The following is an 18,867-nucleotide window of genomic DNA, read 5'->3' on the forward strand; positions in this document are numbered from 1 at the left end:
TTCAGCCGCGCTCGCCGCGCAGTTGGCTGATGCGCTGATCCTTCTCGGTCCAGAGCTGGTTGACCCAGTTCTGGACTTGCTGGCGAAACAGCGGGTCGTTTTCGTAATCGCCCTGCGACAGCGCCGGGTCGAGTTCGCGGGTCTGGATGTCGACGATCACCCGCGGCACGCTGCCGCTGATCAAATCCCAGAACCCCGGAATCTTCTGCTGTGGATAGACCACGGTCACGTCGAGCAGCGCATCCAGCTGTTCGCCCATCGCCGCCAGAACAAACGCCACGCCACCCGCCTTGGGTTTGAGCAGATGCTTGAACGGTGACTGCTGCTGTGCGCTTTTTGCGGCGGTGTAGCGGGTGCCTTCCAGATAATTCACCACGGTCACTGGCTGGCGCTTGAACAGCTCGCAGGCCTGTCGGGTGATTTCCAGATCCTTGCCCGCCAGCTCCGGGTGCCTGGCCAGAAACGCCTTGCTGTAGCGCTTCATGAACGGGTAATCCAGCGCCCACCACGCCAGACCGAGGAATGGCACCCAGATCAGTTCTTTCTTGAGGAAGAATTTGAAGAATGGCGTGCGGCGGTTGAGGGTCTGGATCAGCGCCGGAATGTCGACCCACGACTGGTGGTTGCTGACCACCAGATACGAGGTGTCGCCGCGCAGGTTTTCACCGCCACGAATGTCCCATTGGGTGGGAATGCACAGGCGAAAGATCAGCTTGTCGATTTCCGCCCAGGTCTCGGCGATCCACATCACCGCCCACGAGGCGTAATCGCGCCAGCGCCCCGGCGCAATCAGTTTGAGCAGGGCAAAGACCAGCAATGGCCCGATCAGGATCAGGGTGTTGAGCAACAGCAGCAGGGTGACGAAACAGCCGGTGAGCAGGCGGCGCATAAGCAACTCTATGAAGGCGGATGGGCGCGCCATGATAAGTGGCTTCGGGCGACAGGCCAAATTGATGGTGACGAATGTTTCACTTTTGGCTGGCTATGCTGGAGCTGATTACTGTGCTGGCAGGGCTGGCCTCTTCGCGAGCAAGCCCGCTCCCACAGTGGATCTTCAGTGTGCATGCCATCTTCAACAGATCCCCGACCCCTGTGGGAGCGGGCTTGCTCGCGAAGGCGGATTCAGGGCGAACGAATTGCCCAATGGCTGTCTAAAATCTCGCGTCTGACGCCCTCATTTTCCAAGGAAGCCCCTTACGTGAAATCCCTCCTTGCACTGTTTGCCCTCGTCGCCCTGCCGGTCATGGCCGCCGAGCCGACCCTGTACGGGCGTTACGAATACATCGCGCTGCCGGAAATCGGTGGTGAGGTGCTCAAGGCCAAGATGGACACCGGCGCGCTGACCGCCTCGCTGTCGGCCAAGGACATCGAGACCTTCACCCGCGACGGCGAGAACTGGGTGCGTTTCCGCCTCGGCACCAAGGACGCCAACAACAAGGTCTACGAACACAAGGTCGCGCGGATCAGCAAGATCAAAAGCCGATCGGATGAAGAGGACGAGGGCGACAGCACCGAAGTCGCCAAGCGCCCGGTGGTCGATCTGGAACTGTGTCTGGGTAACGTCAAGCGTACCGTTGAGGTCAACCTGACCGACCGCAGCAACTTCAACTACCCGCTGCTGATCGGTGCCAAGGCCCTGCGCGAGTTCGGCGCGGCAGTGAACCCGGCGCGGCGTTTCACCGCCGACAAGCCGGACTGCTAAGTGGTCTCATTGACGTAAGGTCAGGCTTGGGGCACCGTTCGCGCACTTAACCCATGGGCTCGGACGCCATGCCTCATATCCTGATTGTCGAAGACGAAGCGGCGATTGCCGACACGCTGATTTTTGCCCTGCAGGGCGAGGGGTTCACCACCACGTGGCTGAGCCTCGGCGCGGCGGCGCTGGAGCATCAACGGCAGACCCCGGCCGACTTGATCATTCTCGATATCGGCCTGCCGGACATCAGCGGTTTTGAAACCTGCAAACAGCTGCGGCGCTTCAGTGAAGTGCCGGTGCTGTTCCTCAGTGCCCGGGACGCCGAGATCGACCGCGTGGTGGGGCTGGAGATCGGCGCCGACGATTACGTGGTCAAGCCGTTCAGCCCGCGCGAAGTCGCGGCGCGGGTTCGGGCGATTCTCAAGCGCATGGCGCCAAGAGCGGTTATCGAGACCTCCTCGGCGCTTTTTCGCATCGACTCCGAGCGCGTGTTGATCACCTACCGGGGCCAGCCATTGAGCCTGACCCGCCACGAATTCCGCCTGTTGCAATGCCTGCTTGAACAACCGCAGCGGGTGTTCAGCCGCGAGCAATTGCTCGACGCGCTGGGGGTTGCCGCCGACGTCGGCTACGAGCGCAGCATCGACAGCCACATCAAGAGCGTGCGCGCCAAACTGCGCCTGGTGCGGGCCGATGCCGAGCCGATCCAGACCCATCGCGGCCTCGGTTACAGCTACAGCCCGGGGCACAGCTGATGTCGCTGGGGCTGCGGATTTTTCTGGTGTATGTGCTGTTTGTCGGCCTGACCGGTTACTTCGTGCTCAACACGGTGATGGAAGAAATCCGCCCCGGCGTGCGCCAGTCCACCGAAGAAACCCTGGTCGACACCGCCAACCTGATGGCGGAAATTCTCCGTGATGATTTCAAGGCCGGCACGCTCAGCGAGAACCGCTGGCCCGAATTGCTGCGCGCCTACGGTGAGCGCCAGCCACAGGCGACCATTTGGGGCTTGCCGAAAAACCAGGTCAACCATCGCATCTACGTCACCGACGCCAAAGGCATCGTGGTGCTGGATTCCAGCGGGGTGGCGGTCGGGCAGGATTACTCGCGCTGGAACGACGTCTACCTGACCCTGCGCGGCGAATACGGCGCGCGCTCGACCCGCAGCGATCCGAACGACCCGGCGTCCTCGGTGATGCACGTCGGCGCGCCAATCCGCGATAACGGCCGGATCATTGGCGTGGTTACCGTGGCCAAACCCAACAGTTCCTTGCAGCCTTATGTCGATCGCACCGAGCGGCGCTTGTTGTTTTACGGTGCCGGGCTAATCGGCCTCGGCCTGTTGTTCGGCGCTTTGCTGTCGTGGTGGCTGAGCCGCGCGCTGCACCGTTTGACCGGGTATGCGCAGGCGGTGAGCGAAGGCCGGCGAGTGGAAGTGCCGCATTACCGTGGCGGCGAGCTGGAGCAACTGGCCACAGCGGTTGAGCAGATGCGCACCCAGCTCGAAGGCAAGGCCTACGTCGAACGCTACGTGCACACCCTGACTCATGAGTTGAAGAGTCCGCTGGCGGCGATTCGCGGTGCCGCGGAGTTGCTGCAGGATGAGATGCCAGCGATTCAGCGCCTGCGCTTTGTCGGCAACATCGACAGTGAAAGTGCGCGGATGCAGCAGTTGATCGAGCGCCTGTTGAATCTGGCGCAAGTCGAACAGCGCCAGGGTCTTGAGGAACGGGTGGCGGTGCCACTGGCAGGACTGGTCGACGAATTGTTGCAGGCGCAGGCGGCGCGGATCGAGGGGCGGCGGCTCAAGGTCGAGCAGACGATTGCGCCGGATCTGCTACTGATCGGCGAGCCGTTTCTGCTGCGTCAGGCATTGGGCAATCTGCTGGAGAATGCGCTGGATTTCACCCCGGTCGCCGGGTTGCTGCGCTTCAGTGCCGAGCGCGTGGGGGAGCAGGTCGAGTTGCGCTTGTTCAACGAAGCGGCGGCGATTCCCGAGTACGCCTTGCCGCGTTTGAGCGAACGGTTTTACTCGTTGCCGCGTCCGGACAGTGGGCGCAAGAGCACCGGGCTTGGCCTCAACTTTGTCGCAGAAGTCGCCAAGTTGCATGGCGGTCAACTGTCGGTCAGCAACGTCCCGGGTGGGGTGCAGGCAATGTTGAGCCTGCCCTGAAAAGCGGCGGGCTCAAGTTCAGGATTGAGGCGATGCCTGCGTCGTGCGCTGACGCTTTGTCCGATGGGCAAACCGCAACGCCGGTTGCTCAACCAGGTGCCAGGAGATGATGGCCAGTGCGATCACGATCAATGCTGATACGAGCATGGACGGGACGAAGGTCAGGTTTGATTTGTTGATGACCAGTTGTTGTACTGGGAACGCATACAGATAGATTCCGTAAGAAATATCGAATCGGCCCCGGATACTTTTGTCGACGTAAAGCAGGCCCAGGCTGAGCGTGACCAGAGCACAACCCAGCGTCGCCAGCACCGTGACCATTGGCGTGCCGACACTGAAGCAGATCAAGCCGCTCCCCGCTGCCAGAGCGAGTGCCAGAATACGGGTTTCGCTGAGGTACTGTTTGTGAAAGGCGATCACCGAACCGGCAAAGAAGGCGATACCAGCACCGCAGTAGGTCGCCAGTTTTTGTGCCATGGCGCCGGACACTGCACTACTCAAGACATACGTTGCCACGGCAAACCCCGTCAGCAGGATCCATGGCAACAGGGCTTTTCTATACAGACCGAGAGCCGCCGCCAGCAGCAAGTAAAAGCCGAATTCGATTTTCAGCGTCCAGAGGCTGCCATTGAAGGACTCGTTGAAGATAAATCCATCGGTAATCTGTTCGATGGTGGCCCGACCGAAAACCGAGATGCGCAAGAAGTCGAGCGCTGCACTTGAGCCTGTGACATAGCCTTCGGCAAAGAGTGCGCCGGCAATATAAGTCATCGCGAAGGCGCAGAGCATCAGTGCCGGAAATATGCGGGCAACGCGCTTGGTCAGGTAGTCGGTAAAGCTTGTGGAATTGACGAAGCTGCGGGTGATCAGCAGGCCGGAGATCGCAAAGAACGCGGTCACGGCGATCCCGCCCAGCGAGTTGAAGCCGGCGATACCTGGCTCCGGCAGCCCCCAAAGCGCAAAGTGATGGCTGACCAGCACCATGAGTGCCGCGATGTGCCTGATCAAATCGAATGAGTTGTTGCGCAACGTGTCGGTCCTTTCTTTGAACATTGGCAGTGTTGATGAGGAAAAGCCTTTTACAGGTATTTCCACACAATGCCCACACAACCCCCACAACAAACCCACATAACACTTTCAGACTCGCTTCATTCCAACAAGGGAGCGTTTTCATGAACCGAAGTCTGATGATAAAACTGGGGGCGATTGCCCTGCTGATCCTGCTGTTGCTGATCCCGCTGCTGATGATCGACGGCATCATCGACGACCGCCAGCAACGGCGCGATGGCGTGCTGGAAGACATCGCCCGCAGTTCCAGCTACAGCCAGCAATTGAGCGGGCCGGTGATGGTGGTGCCTTATCGCAAGGTGGTGCGTACCTGGAAGACCAACGAGAAAACCAGCCAGCGCTACGAAGAGCTCGGCGAAGAGCGTGGTCGGCTGTACTTTCTGCCGGAGCGCTTTGAACTCGACGGCCAGGTGCAGACCGAGCTGCGCAATCGCGGTATTTACGAGGCGCGGCTGTTTCACGCCGACAATCGCATCAATGGGCATTTCTCTTTGCCCGCTCAGTTGGGGATCAAGGAAGACTTTGCCGATTACCAGTTCGATGCACCGTTTCTGGCGGTGGGCATCAGCGATATTCGTGGCATCGAAAACGCCCTGAAACTGGAACTCGACGGCCAACGCCTGGACTTCGTGCCCGGTACTCAGGTGGGCTGGCTCGGCGAGGGCGTGCGGGTCACGTTGCCGGCGTTGGACACCCGCAACGCCACAGAGCTGACCTTCGGTTTCGACCTGCGCCTGCAGGGCACCGGTTCGCTGCAAGTGTTGCCTGTGGGCAAGACCAGCCACGTCAGCCTTGCCGCCAACTGGCCGCATCCCAGCTTTGTCGGCAAATTCTTGCCGGGCAAACGCGAGATCAGTGATCAGGGGTTCAGCGCCGATTGGCAGACCACGTTCTTCTCCACCAACCTGCAAGAAGCCATGAGCCGGTGCGTCATGGGCAACGACTGCGAGGCGTTCAGCGGGCGCAGTTTTGGCGTGAGTTTCATTGATCCGGTGGATCAGTATCTGAAGAGTGATCGGGCGATCAAATATGCGCTGTTGTTTATCGTCCTGACGTTCGCCGGTTTCTTCCTGTTCGAAGTGCTCAAGAGCCTCGCGGTACACCCGGTGCAATACGCGTTGGTCGGGGTGGCGCTGGCGTTCTTCTACCTGTTGCTGCTGTCGTTGTCGGAGCACATCGGCTTTGCCCTGGCGTATCTGCTGTCGGCCAGTGGCTGTGTGTTGTTGATCGGGTTTTATGTCTGCCACGTGCTGCACAGCGTGCGTCATGGTTTGAGTTTTTCTGTGGGATTGGCGGCGTTGTATGGCCTGCTGTATGGCCTGCTGAGCGCCGAGGATTACGCGCTGCTGATGGGCTCGCTGCTGTTGTTCGGCCTGCTCGGGGTGTTCATGGTGCTGACGCGCGAACTCGACTGGTACGGGATCGGGCAGAAACCGGCCAAGCCGCTGGAATTTGATGTGGGGGCGATGCAATGAGCGGGTTGCGTGAGGATCAGCGCTGGAAGGAAGCACTGGTGACGCGGATTGTCGGGTTTCTGCCTTTGGATGCGAGTTGGTGCCATCGCTGGCAAGCCAGCTCCCACAGGATTTGTGCTGAAACAGAGATCTCTGTCATACGCAAATCCATTGTGGGAGCTGGCTTGCCAGCGATGAGGCCGGAACAGGCGCCGCAGCCTTAAGGCTTGGGCATGGTGGCGACCATCGACGGTCGCTGGCTCACGTCGAAATACCAGTTGGCCAGTTGTGGATTGGCGCTGCGCCAGTCCAGATCCGGATGGCGCAGATCGATGTAACCCAGTGCACAAGCGACGCTGATCGCCGCTACGTCGAAATGGCTGGTCAGCTCGGCAATGGCATCACTTTCCAGATAGGCCAGGGCGCGACGAATCTTCTCGCGCTGGGCGTCGAGCCATTCATCCCAGTGTTTTTCCGGGGCGCGCAGCACCAGTTCGTAACGCACCATCACCGAGGCGTCCATGATCCCGTCCGCCATCGACGCCAGGGTCAGACGCCGCCAGCGGGCCGCACCTTCGCGAGGGATCAGTGGATTGCCGACGTGCTGCTGGTCGAGGTATTCGAGAATCACGCGGCTGTCATGGATCACGCTGCCGTCGGCCAGGCGCAGGGCCGGGATCTTGCCCAGCGGGTTGTCGGCGTTGAGCGCAGCGTCCGGGCTGACCGGGCTGAGGACGCAGTCTTGCAGGGCGACGCGATCCTGCTGGCCGGTCTCGTGCAGCAGCACCATCACTTTGCGCACGAACGGGGAGAGCGTGTTGTGGAACAGGGTCATGCTGGGGGCGGACATTGGCAGGGTCTCGGTCAGGACAGTGAGCGAGGAGCATAGCGTGTTACTCGGCTTGCTCAAGCCCTGCACAGCCCCTTGTAGGAGTGAGCCTGCTCGCGATCGCGGCAGGTCAGTCGACGATGAAGTTGAATGGGAGTGCGCTATCGCGAGCAGGCTCACTCCGACAGTGATCTTTAGCTTCGCGGCAATAAACCTCTAATGGCCAGAAATGCCGGAACACCCAGCCCGACCCAGCTCAATGCATCCCAGATCCCGTCCCCCAGCAACGCCGAAAACAACCCCGCCGCACTCAGCAGCGCGATCACCAGCGGTGTGCTGAAGACCTTCCAGAAATTGCTCTGACGCGGCTTCATGCAGCAGCCTCCGACGACAGCGGTTTCGCCGCTTTGCGCCGCACCACCCAGAGGTACACGCCGCTGCCGAGGACGATGATCGTCAGCACGTCGAGGGTCGCCCAGAGGATTTTCATCGGCATGCCGCCGTAGTCGCCGAAGTGCAGCGGCTGGGACATGCCCATGGCGTCCATGTACCACGGACGTTCACCGACGGCGGTGACTTGCAGGGTACTGGCGTCGATCAGTACCGGCGTCAGCAGGTGCGAGGTCAGGTGCGTGCCGCCCTTCATGAAGACTGAATAATGATGCTCGCTGGAAAACCGCGTGCCGGGGAAGGCGATGAAATCCGGGTTCATCCCCGGTGCCACGTCGCGGGCGATGTCGAGCAGGCGGGTGGCCGGGGCCAGTCGGGTCAGCGGCGGGGCATCGCGATAGGGCGCGACCATGGCGGTCAGCGTGTCGTTGCGCCACGCGGCGATGATCAGGTCGGCACAGGCACTGATCACGCCGGTGACACCGACCACCAGCGCCCAGGTCAGGGTGACGACACCGATCAGGTTGTGCAGGTCGAGCCAGCGCAGGCGGGTGGACTTGTCGTGACGCACGGTGCCGAACTGCAAGCGGCGCATGAATGGCAGGTACAACACCGTCCCGGAAATGATCGCGACCACAAACAGCAGGCCCATGAATGCCAGCAGCAGCTTGCCTGGCAACCCGGCGAACATGTCGACGTGCAGGCGCAGGATGAACAGCATCAGCCCGCCATTGGCCGACGGGGTTTCCAGCGCTTCACCGGTACGCGCGTCGAGCATGAAGGTGTGCGACGAGTTCGGTTCGGTGCCGGCGGTTTTCGCCATGATCGTCAGCACGGCGTTGGGTTCGTCGTCTTCGAAACCGAAGTACTGCACCACTTCGCCGGGACGATGTTTCTCGGCGGCCTCGACCAGTTGCGCCAGATTCAGGCGCGGCGTGTCGGTGGGCATCTCGCGCACTTGCGGGGCATCGCCAAGCAAATGCTCGATCTCGTGATGGAAGATCAGCGGCAGGCCGGTCAACGCCAGCAGCAGCAGAAACACGGTGCAGATCAGGCTGGTCCAGGTGTGAATGTACGACCAGCGGCGGATTGTTTTACTTTTCATTTCATGACCTTCAAAAACACCAAAGCCGTCCACGAGGGACGGCCAGGTTACAGGGCCTGTTTCAGCTCACGCGCTTACCACTTGTAGGTGGCGCTGGCGATGACGCTGCGCTGGTCGCCGTAGTAGCAGTAGAAGCCGTCGCAGGTGGAGATGTAGTCCTTGTCGAACAGGTTGGTGGCGTTGACCGCGACCGATGCACCTTTGAGGCTGTTGTCCAGGCGGCCGAGGTCGTAATGCACCGAGGCGTCGAACACGGTGTAGGCATCTGCCTTGCCCAGCCAGGTGTTGGCCTTGTCGCCGTACGTGTTGCCGGTGTAACGCACGCCACCGCCGATGCCGAAGCCGTCGAGTACGCCGCTGTGCCAGGTGTAGTCGGTCCACAGCGAAGCTTGCTGGTTAGGCATCAGTTGCAGGCGGTTGCCCTTGTCGACGCCTTTTTGCACTTCGGATTTGGCCAGGGTGTAGGCGGCGATGACTTTCAGGTTATCGGTGACGTCCGAAACCGCTTCCAGCTCCAGGCCTTTGACTTTCACTTCGCCAGTCTGGCTGGTGATGGTCACGTTGTTGACGATGGTGTTGACCGCGACGTTCTTCTGGGTCAAGTCATATACCGCCGCGCTCAGCAGGGTTTTGCTGCCCGGTGGCTGGTACTTGATGCCCAGTTCCCACTGCTTGCCTTCGGTCGGCTTGAGCGAACCGGTGGACGTGGCGTCGGCGCCGCTGGTTGGCTGGAAGGATTCGGCGTATGACAGGTAGGGCACGAAGCCCGAATCGAACACATAGCTGAGCGCTGCGTTGCCGCTGAAGTTCTTGTCGCGCTGGGTGTTGGTGGCGTCGCCCTTGTTGATGAACTGCGTGCTGGTGTGCACCCAGTCTTCCCGGCCGCCCAGGGTCAGACGCCATTGATCGAGGGCCATCTGGTCCTGCGCGTACAGGCCGGTCTGGTAGGTCTTCTGGTCGTAATCGTAGAACGCCGAGGAACGTGGTGGACGGACGATCGTCTGGCCGTAGATCGGGTTGTTGACGTTGATGTCCGGCGCGCTGCCGAAGATGGAGGTGTAGTTGGTGTTGCTGCGCTGGTGATCGAGACCGAGCAGCAGGGTGTGGCGGATGTCGCCGGTGGCGAAGTCGGCCTGGAAGTTGTTGTCCACGGCGAACTGGCTGATGTCCTCGTCGACGTTGGTGGTGCCGCGACCGACATTGCCCTGATCGTCCACGGTGAAACCGGCGAACGATGGGTTGTAGCTGTTGACGGTGACGGTCTGGAACGCCAGGTCCGATTTGGTGTAGCGCAGGTTCTGCTTGAACTGCCACACGTCGTTCAGGCGATGCTCGAAGGCATAACCGAGCGCGTAGTAGGTGCGGTCGTAGTAGTCGTAGTCAGGATCACCGAGGTTCTTGTGATGGGAAATCTTGCCGAACGGCATATCGATCTTGGTGCCCTGGATCGGGTAGAACTGGCTGGTGACCCCGGTATCGTCGCGGGTGAACTGGCTGAGCAGAGTGAATTTGGTGTCGTCGTCGATGTTCCAGGTCAGGCTCGGAGCGATGTTGTAGCGCTTGTTCTCGATGTGATCGATCTGCGTGTCGCTGTCGCGCACCACGCCGCTGATGCCGTAGAGGAACTGGCCGGCGTCGTCGATCTTGCCGGTGCTGGCGAAGTTGATCTGACGGTGGTTGTCGCTGCCGTACTGCAACTGGATTTCACTGCTGGCGTCGCTGCTCGGGCGGCGGCTGACCATGTCCAACAGGCCGCCCGGCGGGGTCTGGCCGTAGACGGAAGAGGCCGGACCGCGCAGCAGGGCGAGGCGATCGAGGTTCCAGGTTTCCGGTTTCGGGTTGGCGTACACGCCTTTTGGCAGCGGCAGGCCATCGAGGAACTGGGTCGGCTCGAAACCGCGCACGCGCAACCAGTCGATACGGGTGTCGCTGCCGTAGCTGCTGGCGGTGATGCCCGGCATGTAACGCACGGCGTCATCGAGGCTGTGCACGCTGCGGTCATCCATTTGCTGGCGAGTGGCGACCGAGATCGAGCGCGGGGCTTCGACCAGCGCGGTGTCGGTCTTGGTGCCGGCGGCAGTGCGGGTGGCGGTGTAGCCTTCGACCGGGCCCCAGGCGGTTTCCAGGTTTTCCACGCCGATGACTGCGGTTTCCGGCAGCGCCAGTGTCCCTTCCGGCACCGCCACCAGGGTGTAAGTGCCGGTGCTGCTTTGTTCCAGTTGCAGACCGGTGCCACGCAGCGCAGCACGCAGCGCGCCGGCGGCATCGTATTGGCCGCTGACCGGCGCCGAGGTCTTGCCCGCCGCCAGCGACGGGTTCAACGACAGTGCCAGGCCGCCCTGGCTGGCGATCTGGTTAAGGGTGGTCGACAGCGGCGCCGCCGGCAGGTTGTAGGCGCGCACGCTGGAGGCCTGTTCAGCGGCGAGCAACGGGCTGCTGAGTAGCGGTGCGCCGAGGGCGATGGCGACGGCCAGCAGACTGGGGCGCAACAAGGTGTCTAGCGAACGGGACATGCGAAGGCTCCTGAATGGAAATATTTCTCAATTGCCTGTGTGCCGGACGAGAATCGAAAAGTGATAGGGCTGGATGAAAATAATTTTGATTAACTGGGAGTGGGACGGCCGATTCGGAATTTTCGAGTGCTGCGGGTGGCCCTATCGCGAGCAGGCTCACTCCTACAGGGGGAACGCATTCCTACTGTAGGAGTGAGCCTGCTCGCGATAGCTATTTCCCTGACAACGAATTTTTTAAGGCTTGGTATCAGCCTTCGCCACCGTGACCCAATACGGCGTGTGCTGCTCGATCTGCACCGGCAGGGTCGGCAGCAGGGCGCTCAGGGCCTTGTCGGTGTCGTGCAGCGGGAAGCTGCCGGTGATGCGCAGGTCAGCGACTTCCGGCGCCACGCCCAGATGCCCGCGGCGGTAGCGACCGAGTTCATGCACCAGGTCTTCCAGCCGCGCGTTGTCCACTACCAGCATGCCGCGGGTCCAGGCATCGGCGCCGGGCGTGAGCGCGGCGACCGCGTCGAGGCGGTCATTACGGATCAGCACTTGCTGGCCTTCGCGCAGGATCTGCTCTTCAGGATGACTTTGCGGATGCGCTGCCACCGCCGATTGCAGGACGCTCAGGCGCGTGCCCTGGTCTTCCCGCTTGACCAGAAACCGCGTGCCCAGCGCGCGCATGCTGCCTTCGCGGGTCTCGACGATGAACGGCCGCGCATCGCCGTGACCGGTCTCGACCATGATCTCGCCTGCCTGCAATACGATCAGCCGCTGCCTGGCATCGAAGCGCACATCCACCGCGCTGTGGGTGTTGAGATTGAGCACGGTGCCATCGGCCAGCCGCACCGTGCGCTGCTCACCGGTGGCGGTGCGTTGATCGGCGAGCCAGTAATCCAGCGGCAAGTAGTGATCACCGGCAAACAACGCCAGACCGATCACCGCCACCACGCTGGCCAGTCCGCTGCCGAGCTTGCGCACACGCCGCCGAATGCCTTCGCGCGATTGCAGCAAAGCGGCGCGGGCCGGGCCGTTGGCGACGCTGAACCGCTGATCGAGCATGCCCAACTGGCGCCAGGCGCGGGCGTGTTCTTCATTGGCTGCGTGCCACTTGGCGAACTCTTCGCGCTCCAGTGGACTGCCGGAATCCAGCGACAACTGCCAGGCAATCGCCGCGTCCAGCACTTGAGCCGAGACCGGTTTGGAGCTGGCCGGATTCATGTCGGCTCACCGTACAGGGCGATGTAGCACTGGCGAATGCCCTGCGCGAGGTACTGCCGCACGCGCGGCACCGAGACACCGAGCTTCACGGCGATTTCGGCATGGCCGAGGCCGTCGAGGCGGTTATATAGGAAAGCGGCGCGGGCCTTGGTCGACAGTTTGCCGAGCAGACGGTCGATGGCTTTGAGGTCTTCGAGGATCAGTTGCTGTTCTTCCACCGAAGGTTGTTCGCCTTCGGGGATCAGCATCAGTTCAGTGAGGTAAGCCTGCTCCAGCGCAGCGCGGCGGAAGTAGTCGAACAGCAGGCCTTTGGCGATCGCCACCAGAAACGCTCGCGGTTCGCGCGGCGTCAGCAGCTCATCGCGACCGAGCAGACGCACGAAGGTGTCCTGGCTCAGGTCTTCGGCCCGTTGCGGGCACGCCACATTGCGCCGCAGCCAGCTCAACAGCCAACCGCGATGGTCGCGATACAACGCACCGACGAGTTCACTGTGAGGGCTTGGGACTGACGACACCAGACGCACCGATTGGGAAATGTTAACCAACGAGAATTGTTCGCGATTCTCGCAGAGGTGGGAATGGTTAGCAATTGGCCACTGGTCGGGTGAAGTTAATGTGGACTCTGTAGGAGCTGCCGAAGGCTGCGATCTTTTGATCTCGCTTTTAAAAACAAGATCAAAAGATCGCAGCCTTCGGCAGCTCCTACAGGGGATGTGGTTCGGCTGCAAGTCTAGAAGGAAGGCGCCTGCTGTCGGCGTTTCCACTGACTCAAGCGCTGTTGCAGATTCAACGGACTATGAATCTGCTGCTGCCGCGCCCGGCTGAACAGGATCAACGCCAGTTCCGCTGTGGCCAGCGCATCGGCGCTCGCGTTGTGCCGCTCGAACACCTCCAGCCTGAACCAGTCGATCCACTCATCCAGCCCGGCCTCACGGATATTCGCCTGTGGGCACAACAGCGGCGCCATGTCCGCGACATCCAGAAACACATTCTGCAGCTTGTAACCCAAGTGTTCTTTCAATGCCCGTCCGAGCATGTGCTGATCGAAGGGCGCATGAAACGCCAGCACCGGGCTGTCGCCGATGTATTCCATCAATTCCAGCAATGCCTCAGCCGGGTCGCTGCCGGCAGCAATCGCGTTCGGCCCCAGGCCATGAATCAACACACTGGGGCTGAGCTTCAGCTCCCGGCATTGCAGGGTGCGCTCGAACTGCTGGCTGAAGTCGATCGCGCCGTCCTCGATCACCACCGCGCCGATCGACAGCACGCGATCCTTGTTCAGGTTGAGCCCGGTGGTTTCCAGATCGAGCACCACCCAACGCTGTTCGCGCAGACTGCATTCTTTCAGTTCACTGATCGCCGGCAACTTCGCCAGACGCTGTTGCAGGTCTGCCGACAGCAGAGGGCTGGCCGGCCGCAGCCACGAGAACAAGCTCATAGCTGATACCGCAAGGCCAGGCTGCTTTGCAGGCGCTGGGCCTGGCGCAGGGATTCACGCAGGATGCGCCGGTCCAGATGATTGAGGCTGTTGGGATCGACCCGGTTCGACCAGGGCAGATTTTCCCGCGTCTGGATCTGGTGTTGCTGCATGCGGGTCTGCTGGATGAAATGGTAGGCCTCTTCATAGGCGGCGCCGTCGAGACGTTCGATCACCTCTTTCTCGACCAACTGACGCAAGCGCTCCAGAGTGTTGTTGGTTTCGATGCCATGCGCCAGCGCCAACAGGCGTGCGCCGTCGACGAAGGGCGTCAGGCCCTGGACTTTGAGATCAAGGGTGGCTTTCTCGCCGTTCTTGCGCGCCAGCACAAATTCGCGGAAACGCCCCACCGGCGGACGATTGCGCAGGGCGTTCTCGGCCAGCATGCGCTGGAACAAACGGTTGTCGCCGACCTGATCGAGAATCCCCCGGCGCAGTTGCGCGCAGCCTTTTTCGTCGCCCCAGACCACTCGCAGGTCGAAGTAAATGCTCGAACCGAGCAGGTTCTCCGGCGTCGCCTCGCGGATGAACGCCGCAAAGCGCCGCGCCCATTCCGCCCGGGACAGGCACAGCTCAGGGTTGCCGGCCATGATGTTGCCCTTGCACAGGCTGAAGCCGCACTGCGCCAGGCTCTGGTTGATCTGCTGGGCCAGTGGCAGCAGCTTGCCGCGAATCTCCGCCGCGTGCGCCGCGTCCCGCGCTTCGAACAGAATGCCGTTGTCCTGATCGGTGTGCAGGGTCTGTTCGCGCCGGCCCTCGCTGCCGAAACACAACCAACTGAACGGTACGCCGGGATCGCCTTTTTCGGCGAGGGTCAGTTCGATCACCCGGCACACGGTGTGGTCGTTGAGCAGGGTGATGATGTGGGTGATCTGCGTCGACGACGCACCGTGGGCCAGCATGCGTTCGACCAGTTGGCCGATCTCGCCGCGCAGGCTCACCAGTTGCTCGATGCGCTGCGCACTGCGGATGGTCCGGGCCAGATGCACCAGATCGACCCGTTGCAGCGAGAACAGGTCGCGCTCGGAAACCACGCCACACAGACGCTGATCCTTGACCAGACACACATGGGCGATGTGCCGTTCGGTCATGGCAATCGCCGCGTCGAAAGCGCTGTGATCGGGCGACAGAAAGAACGGCGAACAGGTCATGTGCCGCTCGATGGTTTCGCTGAAATCACCGCTGCCATTGGCGACCACTTCGCGCAGGTCACGCAGGGTGAAGATCCCCAGCGGCGCCTTGTGTTCATCCACCGCAACGATGCTGCCGACCTGTTGCTCGTGCATCAGCTTCACCGCTTCGCGCAACGGTGTGTCCGGGCTGCAAGTCACCGGATGGCGCATGGCCAATTCGCCGAGGCGGGTATTCAGCGAGTACTGGGTGCCGAGGGTTTCCACGGCTTTCTGTTGGACTTGCTGGTTGACCTGATCGAGCAGGCTGCTGACCCCGCGCAAGGCGAAGTCACGGAAGCTGTTGGACAGGGCGAACAGCTTGATGAACGCCGGTTTGTTCAGTTGCAGGCAGAAGGTGTCTTCGCTGGCCAGATGTTCGGTACGGGTCGCCCGTTCGCCAATCAGCGCGGCCAGCGGGAAGCATTCCCCGGTGGTGATCTCGAAGGTGGTTTCGGTGCCGGGTCGGCTGATGTGCTGGCGTTCGCCGACCACCCGGCCCTGTTTGACTATGTAGAAATATTCGACCGGCCCGTCGGCGGGCTTGATGATGCTCTCGCCCTGACCGTAGAAACGCAGCTGACATTGCTCCACCAGATAAGCCAGGTGGGCGTGTTCCATCTGATTGAAGGGCGGGAAGCGCTGGAGGAATTGCAGGGTGCCCTGAATGTTCTGCAACACCGCGGTTTTCCCTGCCTGGGTGAAGGCGTCCGCTTTACTCATAACCATTACCGCAGTCTTTTTTGAATTGTTGTTGTCGGATCGTTGCAGCCATGGTCGGCCCCTGCGCGCGGGGTGCCCATTGGACGTAAGTCTAGGTTTGCCATGCCGTTGGGCACATTTGGGAAGTGCCCTACAAAAACAGTCGGAAATTCTCCCGCCAGCCTCTTGGAAAAAAATCCGACGAAGTGCACATTGAAGCTCTGCTTAGCGATGTCTGACGACTGTGCCAGGTGATTGATTTGAAAACTTAGAGAACGCCATGTCCGACCACGATATTTTGAGCGACGCCGAGCGTGAAGCGCTCAGCGCTGTAATGCTCGAACCCGACCTGCCGCCGCAGCGTGTACTGATCGTCGATGACGACAAGGACGCCCGGGAGCTGTTGTCGGAGATACTCGCGTTGGATGGCATTCACTGCATGACCGCCGCCAGCGGTGAAACCGCGCTGAAGATGCTCGAGGCAAAACCCTCGATCGGCCTGGTGATCACTGATCTGCGCATGGGCAACGTCGATGGCCTCGACCTGATTCGGCAGGTGCGTGAGTCGGAGCGAGCGGCGTTGCCGATCATCATTGTTTCCGGCGATGCCGATGTGAAAGATGCGATTGCCGCGATGCATTTGAGCGTGGTGGATTTTCTGCTCAAGCCGATTGATACGGCGAAGTTGCTGGGGCTGGTCAAACACGAATTGGGCATTGATCCCTGACTTTTTGCAGATCAAAAGATCGCAGCCTTCGGCAGCTCCTACATGAGATCAAAAGATCGCAGCCTTCGGCAGCTCCTACATGAAATCACCTGTAGGAGCTGCCGAAGGCTGCGATCTTTTGATTTTGCTTTCCAAAGAAAAAGCCCTGATCGCAAGATCAGGGCTTTTTCATGTCCGGCATTCAGCGCGAGTTACAGGCCGTTGGCCTTCTTGAACTCGCGACGACGACGGTGCAGCACCGGCTCGGTGTAGCCGTTCGGCTGCTTGGTGCCTTCGATCACCAGTTCGACCGCCGCCTGGAAGGCGATGTTGCTGTCGAAGTTCGGTGCCAGCGGACGGTACAGCGGGTCGTTGGCGTTCTGCCGGTCGACCACCGGCGCCATGCGCTTGAGGCTTTCCATCACTTGCGCTTCGGTAACGATACCGTGGCGCAGCCAGTTGGCGATGTGCTGGCTGGAGATCCGCAGCGTTGCACGGTCTTCCATCAGGCCGACGTCATTGATGTCCGGCACCTTCGAGCAACCCACGCCCTGGTCGATCCAGCGCACCACGTAACCGAGAATGCCCTGGGCGTTGTTGTCCAGTTCGTTCTTGATCTGCTCCGGCGTCCAGCTTGGGTTGACCGCCAGCGGGATGGTCAGGATGTCGTCCACCGAAGCACGGGCACGCTTGGCCAGTTCGGCCTGACGGGCAAACACGTCGACCTTGTGGTAATGCAGCGCGTGCAGCGCAGCCGCGGTCGGCGATGGCACCCAGGCGGTGTTGGCACCGGCCAGCGGATGAGCGATTTTCTGTTCGAGCATCGCCGCCATCAGGTCGGGCATCGCCCACATGCCTTTACCGATTTGTGCACGACCTTGCAGGCCGGTGCTCAGACCGATATCGACGTTCCAGTTCTCGTAGGCGCCGATCCACTTCTCGGCCTTCATGTCGGCCTTGCGCACCATCGGGCCGGCTTCCATGGAGGTGTGGATTTCATCGCCAGTGCGGTCGAGGAAACCGGTGTTTATGAACACCACGCGCTCGCTGGCAGCCTGGATGCAGGCCTTGAGGTTGACCGTGGTGCGGCGCTCCTCGTCCATGATCCCGACCTTCAGCGTGTTGCGCTTGAGGCCCAGCACGTCTTCGATGCGGCCGAACAACTCGTTGGTGAACGCCGCTTCTTCCGGGCCGTGCATCTTCGGTTTAACGATGTAGACCGAGCCGGTGCGGGTGTTCTTGCGCGAGGTGTTGCCGTTGAGGTTGTGCATCGCCGCCAGGCATGTCACCAGACCGTCGAGGATGCCTTCCGGTACTTCGTTGCCGTCCTTGTCGAGGATCGCGTCGATGGTCATCAGGTGACCGACGTTACGCACGAACAACAGCGAGCGACCGTGCAGGGTCAGTTCACTGCCATCGACCTTGGTGTAGGTGCGATCCGGGTTCATGGTGCGGGTGAAGGTCTGGCCGCCCTTGGCAACTTCTTCGGACAGGTCGCCCTTCATCAGGCCGAGCCAGTTGCGGTAGATCACCACTTTGTCGTCGGCATCGACGGCGGCCACGGAGTCTTCGCAGTCCATGATGGTGGTCAGTGCCGCTTCCATCAGGATGTCTTTGACGCCGGCGGCATCGGTCTGGCCGACCGGGGTGCTGGCGTCGATCTGGATTTCGAAATGCAGACCGTGGTTCTTCAGCAAGATCGCGATCGGCGCATTGGCATCGCCCTGGAAGCCGATCAACTGTGCATCGTTGCGCAGGCCGGTGTTGCTGCCGCCCTTGAGGGTGACCAGCAGTTTGCCGTCAACAATCTTGTAAGCGGTCGAATCGACGTGGGAGCCGGCAGCCAGGGGTGCCGCTTCATCGAGGAACGCACGGGCGAAGGCGATGACTTTGTCGCCACGCACCTTGTTGTAGCCTTTGCCTTTTTCCGCGCCACCGTCTTCGCTGATCGCGTCGGTGCCGTAGAGGGCGTCGTACAGCGAACCCCAGCGGGCGTTCGAGGCGTTGAGGGCGAAGCGGGCGTTCATTACTGGCACCACGAGTTGCGGGCCGGCGGTACGGGCGATTTCATCATCGACGTTTTGCGTCGTTGCCTGGAAATCAGCCGCTTCTGGCAGCAGATAACCGATTTCTTGCAGGAAGGCCTTATAGGCCACGGCGTCGTGCGCCTGACCGGCGTGTTCCTGGTGCCAGGCATCAAGACGAGCCTGGAAGTCATCGCGTTTGGCGAGTAGGGCTTTGTTCTTCGGCGCCAGGTCATGAATGACCTTGTCGGCACCTTCCCAGAATTTTTCGGCGGTGAGGCCGGTACCGGGAATGGCTTCGTTGTTCACGAAGTCGTTCGGGACTTTGGCGGCCTGCAGGGCACCGACTTGATGG

16 protein-coding genes are annotated in these 18,867 nt (G+C 61.2%); 5 read left to right on the plus strand and 11 right to left on the minus strand.

Features of this window, described 5'->3' with window-relative positions; translation table 11 throughout:
* Position 1 precedes the first annotated feature (1 nt).
* Positions 2-889, minus strand: a complete 888-nt coding sequence (locus ACIOUG_RS14150; RefSeq protein WP_003228950.1) for an acyltransferase — start codon at positions 887-889, stop codon at positions 2-4.
* Positions 890-1,198: 309 nt separating this feature from the next.
* Between ACIOUG_RS14150 and ACIOUG_RS14155 the strand changes: the two genes are divergently transcribed.
* From ACIOUG_RS14155 to creC, 3 genes are all read left to right on the plus strand, one after another.
* A complete protein-coding gene (locus tag ACIOUG_RS14155; protein WP_401066402.1) occupies positions 1,199-1,702 on the plus strand; it encodes an ATP-dependent zinc protease in 504 nt (167 codons plus the stop codon).
* A gap of 68 nt (positions 1,703-1,770) precedes the next feature.
* Positions 1,771-2,451, plus strand: a complete 681-nt coding sequence (gene creB / locus ACIOUG_RS14160) for a two-component system response regulator CreB (RefSeq protein ID WP_401066403.1) — start codon at positions 1,771-1,773, stop codon at positions 2,449-2,451.
* Positions 2,451-3,869 carry a two-component system sensor histidine kinase CreC gene (gene creC / locus ACIOUG_RS14165; protein ID WP_401066405.1) on the plus strand — a complete coding sequence of 473 codons (1,419 nt, stop codon included), beginning with the start codon at positions 2,451-2,453 and terminating at the stop codon, positions 3,867-3,869. The genes creB and creC overlap by 1 nt, the downstream gene beginning before the upstream one ends.
* Before the next feature lie 18 nt (positions 3,870-3,887).
* Here the strand turns inward: creC and ACIOUG_RS14170 are convergent, their stop codons facing one another.
* A complete protein-coding gene (locus tag ACIOUG_RS14170; RefSeq protein ID WP_401066406.1) occupies positions 3,888-4,898 on the minus strand; it encodes an acyltransferase family protein in 1,011 nt (336 codons plus the stop codon).
* Positions 4,899-5,041: 143 nt separating this feature from the next.
* Between ACIOUG_RS14170 and creD the strand changes: the two genes are divergently transcribed.
* Entirely contained in the window at positions 5,042-6,412 is a 1,371-nt protein-coding gene (creD, locus tag ACIOUG_RS14175; protein WP_401066408.1) for a cell envelope integrity protein CreD, read from the plus strand.
* A 199-nt stretch (positions 6,413-6,611) separates the two neighbouring features.
* Here creD and ACIOUG_RS14180 read toward each other — a convergent pair whose 3' ends face one another.
* The 8 genes from ACIOUG_RS14180 to ACIOUG_RS14215 all read right to left on the minus strand — a co-directional run bounded on the left by ACIOUG_RS14180 (position 6,612) and on the right by ACIOUG_RS14215 (position 15,803).
* On the minus strand, positions 6,612-7,241 hold the full coding sequence (locus tag ACIOUG_RS14180; RefSeq protein ID WP_401066409.1) for a glutathione S-transferase: 630 nt from the start codon (positions 7,239-7,241) through the stop codon (positions 6,612-6,614).
* 173 nt (positions 7,242-7,414) lie between these two features.
* On the minus strand, positions 7,415-7,594 hold the full coding sequence (locus tag ACIOUG_RS14185; RefSeq protein ID WP_401066411.1) for a hypothetical protein: 180 nt from the start codon (positions 7,592-7,594) through the stop codon (positions 7,415-7,417).
* Positions 7,591-8,715: a PepSY-associated TM helix domain-containing protein gene (locus tag ACIOUG_RS14190; RefSeq protein ID WP_401066412.1), complete on the minus strand. Its 1,125-nt coding sequence runs from the start codon at positions 8,713-8,715 to the stop codon at positions 7,591-7,593. The genes ACIOUG_RS14185 and ACIOUG_RS14190 overlap by 4 nt, the downstream gene beginning before the upstream one ends.
* Positions 8,716-8,789: 74 nt before the next feature.
* The gene (locus ACIOUG_RS14195; protein WP_401066414.1) at positions 8,790-11,228 is read right to left on the minus strand and encodes a TonB-dependent siderophore receptor; all 2,439 of its coding nucleotides are present in this window, start codon (positions 11,226-11,228) and stop codon (positions 8,790-8,792) included.
* A gap of 234 nt (positions 11,229-11,462) precedes the next feature.
* Positions 11,463-12,434, minus strand: a complete 972-nt coding sequence (locus ACIOUG_RS14200) for a FecR domain-containing protein (RefSeq protein WP_401066416.1) — start codon at positions 12,432-12,434, stop codon at positions 11,463-11,465.
* Positions 12,431-12,949 (minus strand): RNA polymerase sigma factor, encoded by a 519-nt coding sequence (locus ACIOUG_RS14205; RefSeq protein ID WP_401066426.1) that lies wholly within the window; start codon positions 12,947-12,949, stop codon positions 12,431-12,433. The genes ACIOUG_RS14200 and ACIOUG_RS14205 overlap by 4 nt, the downstream gene beginning before the upstream one ends.
* Positions 12,950-13,164: 215 nt before the next feature.
* A complete protein-coding gene (locus ACIOUG_RS14210; protein ID WP_096797574.1) occupies positions 13,165-13,872 on the minus strand; it encodes a PolC-type DNA polymerase III in 708 nt (235 codons plus the stop codon).
* Entirely contained in the window at positions 13,869-15,803 is a 1,935-nt protein-coding gene (locus ACIOUG_RS14215) for a DUF294 nucleotidyltransferase-like domain-containing protein (RefSeq protein ID WP_401066418.1), read from the minus strand. The genes ACIOUG_RS14210 and ACIOUG_RS14215 overlap by 4 nt, the downstream gene beginning before the upstream one ends.
* A gap of 259 nt (positions 15,804-16,062) precedes the next feature.
* Between ACIOUG_RS14215 and ACIOUG_RS14220 the strand changes: the two genes are divergently transcribed.
* Positions 16,063-16,509 carry a response regulator gene (locus ACIOUG_RS14220; RefSeq protein WP_401066420.1) on the plus strand — a complete coding sequence of 149 codons (447 nt, stop codon included), beginning with the start codon at positions 16,063-16,065 and terminating at the stop codon, positions 16,507-16,509.
* A gap of 191 nt (positions 16,510-16,700) precedes the next feature.
* Here the strand turns inward: ACIOUG_RS14220 and ACIOUG_RS14225 are convergent.
* On the minus strand, positions 16,701-18,867 hold a 2,167-nt coding region (locus tag ACIOUG_RS14225), incomplete at its 5' end, for a malate synthase G (RefSeq protein ID WP_401066422.1).

Source organism: Pseudomonas sp. NPDC087803 (assembly GCF_044742995.1).
GTDB lineage: Bacteria > Pseudomonadota > Gammaproteobacteria > Pseudomonadales > Pseudomonadaceae > Aquipseudomonas.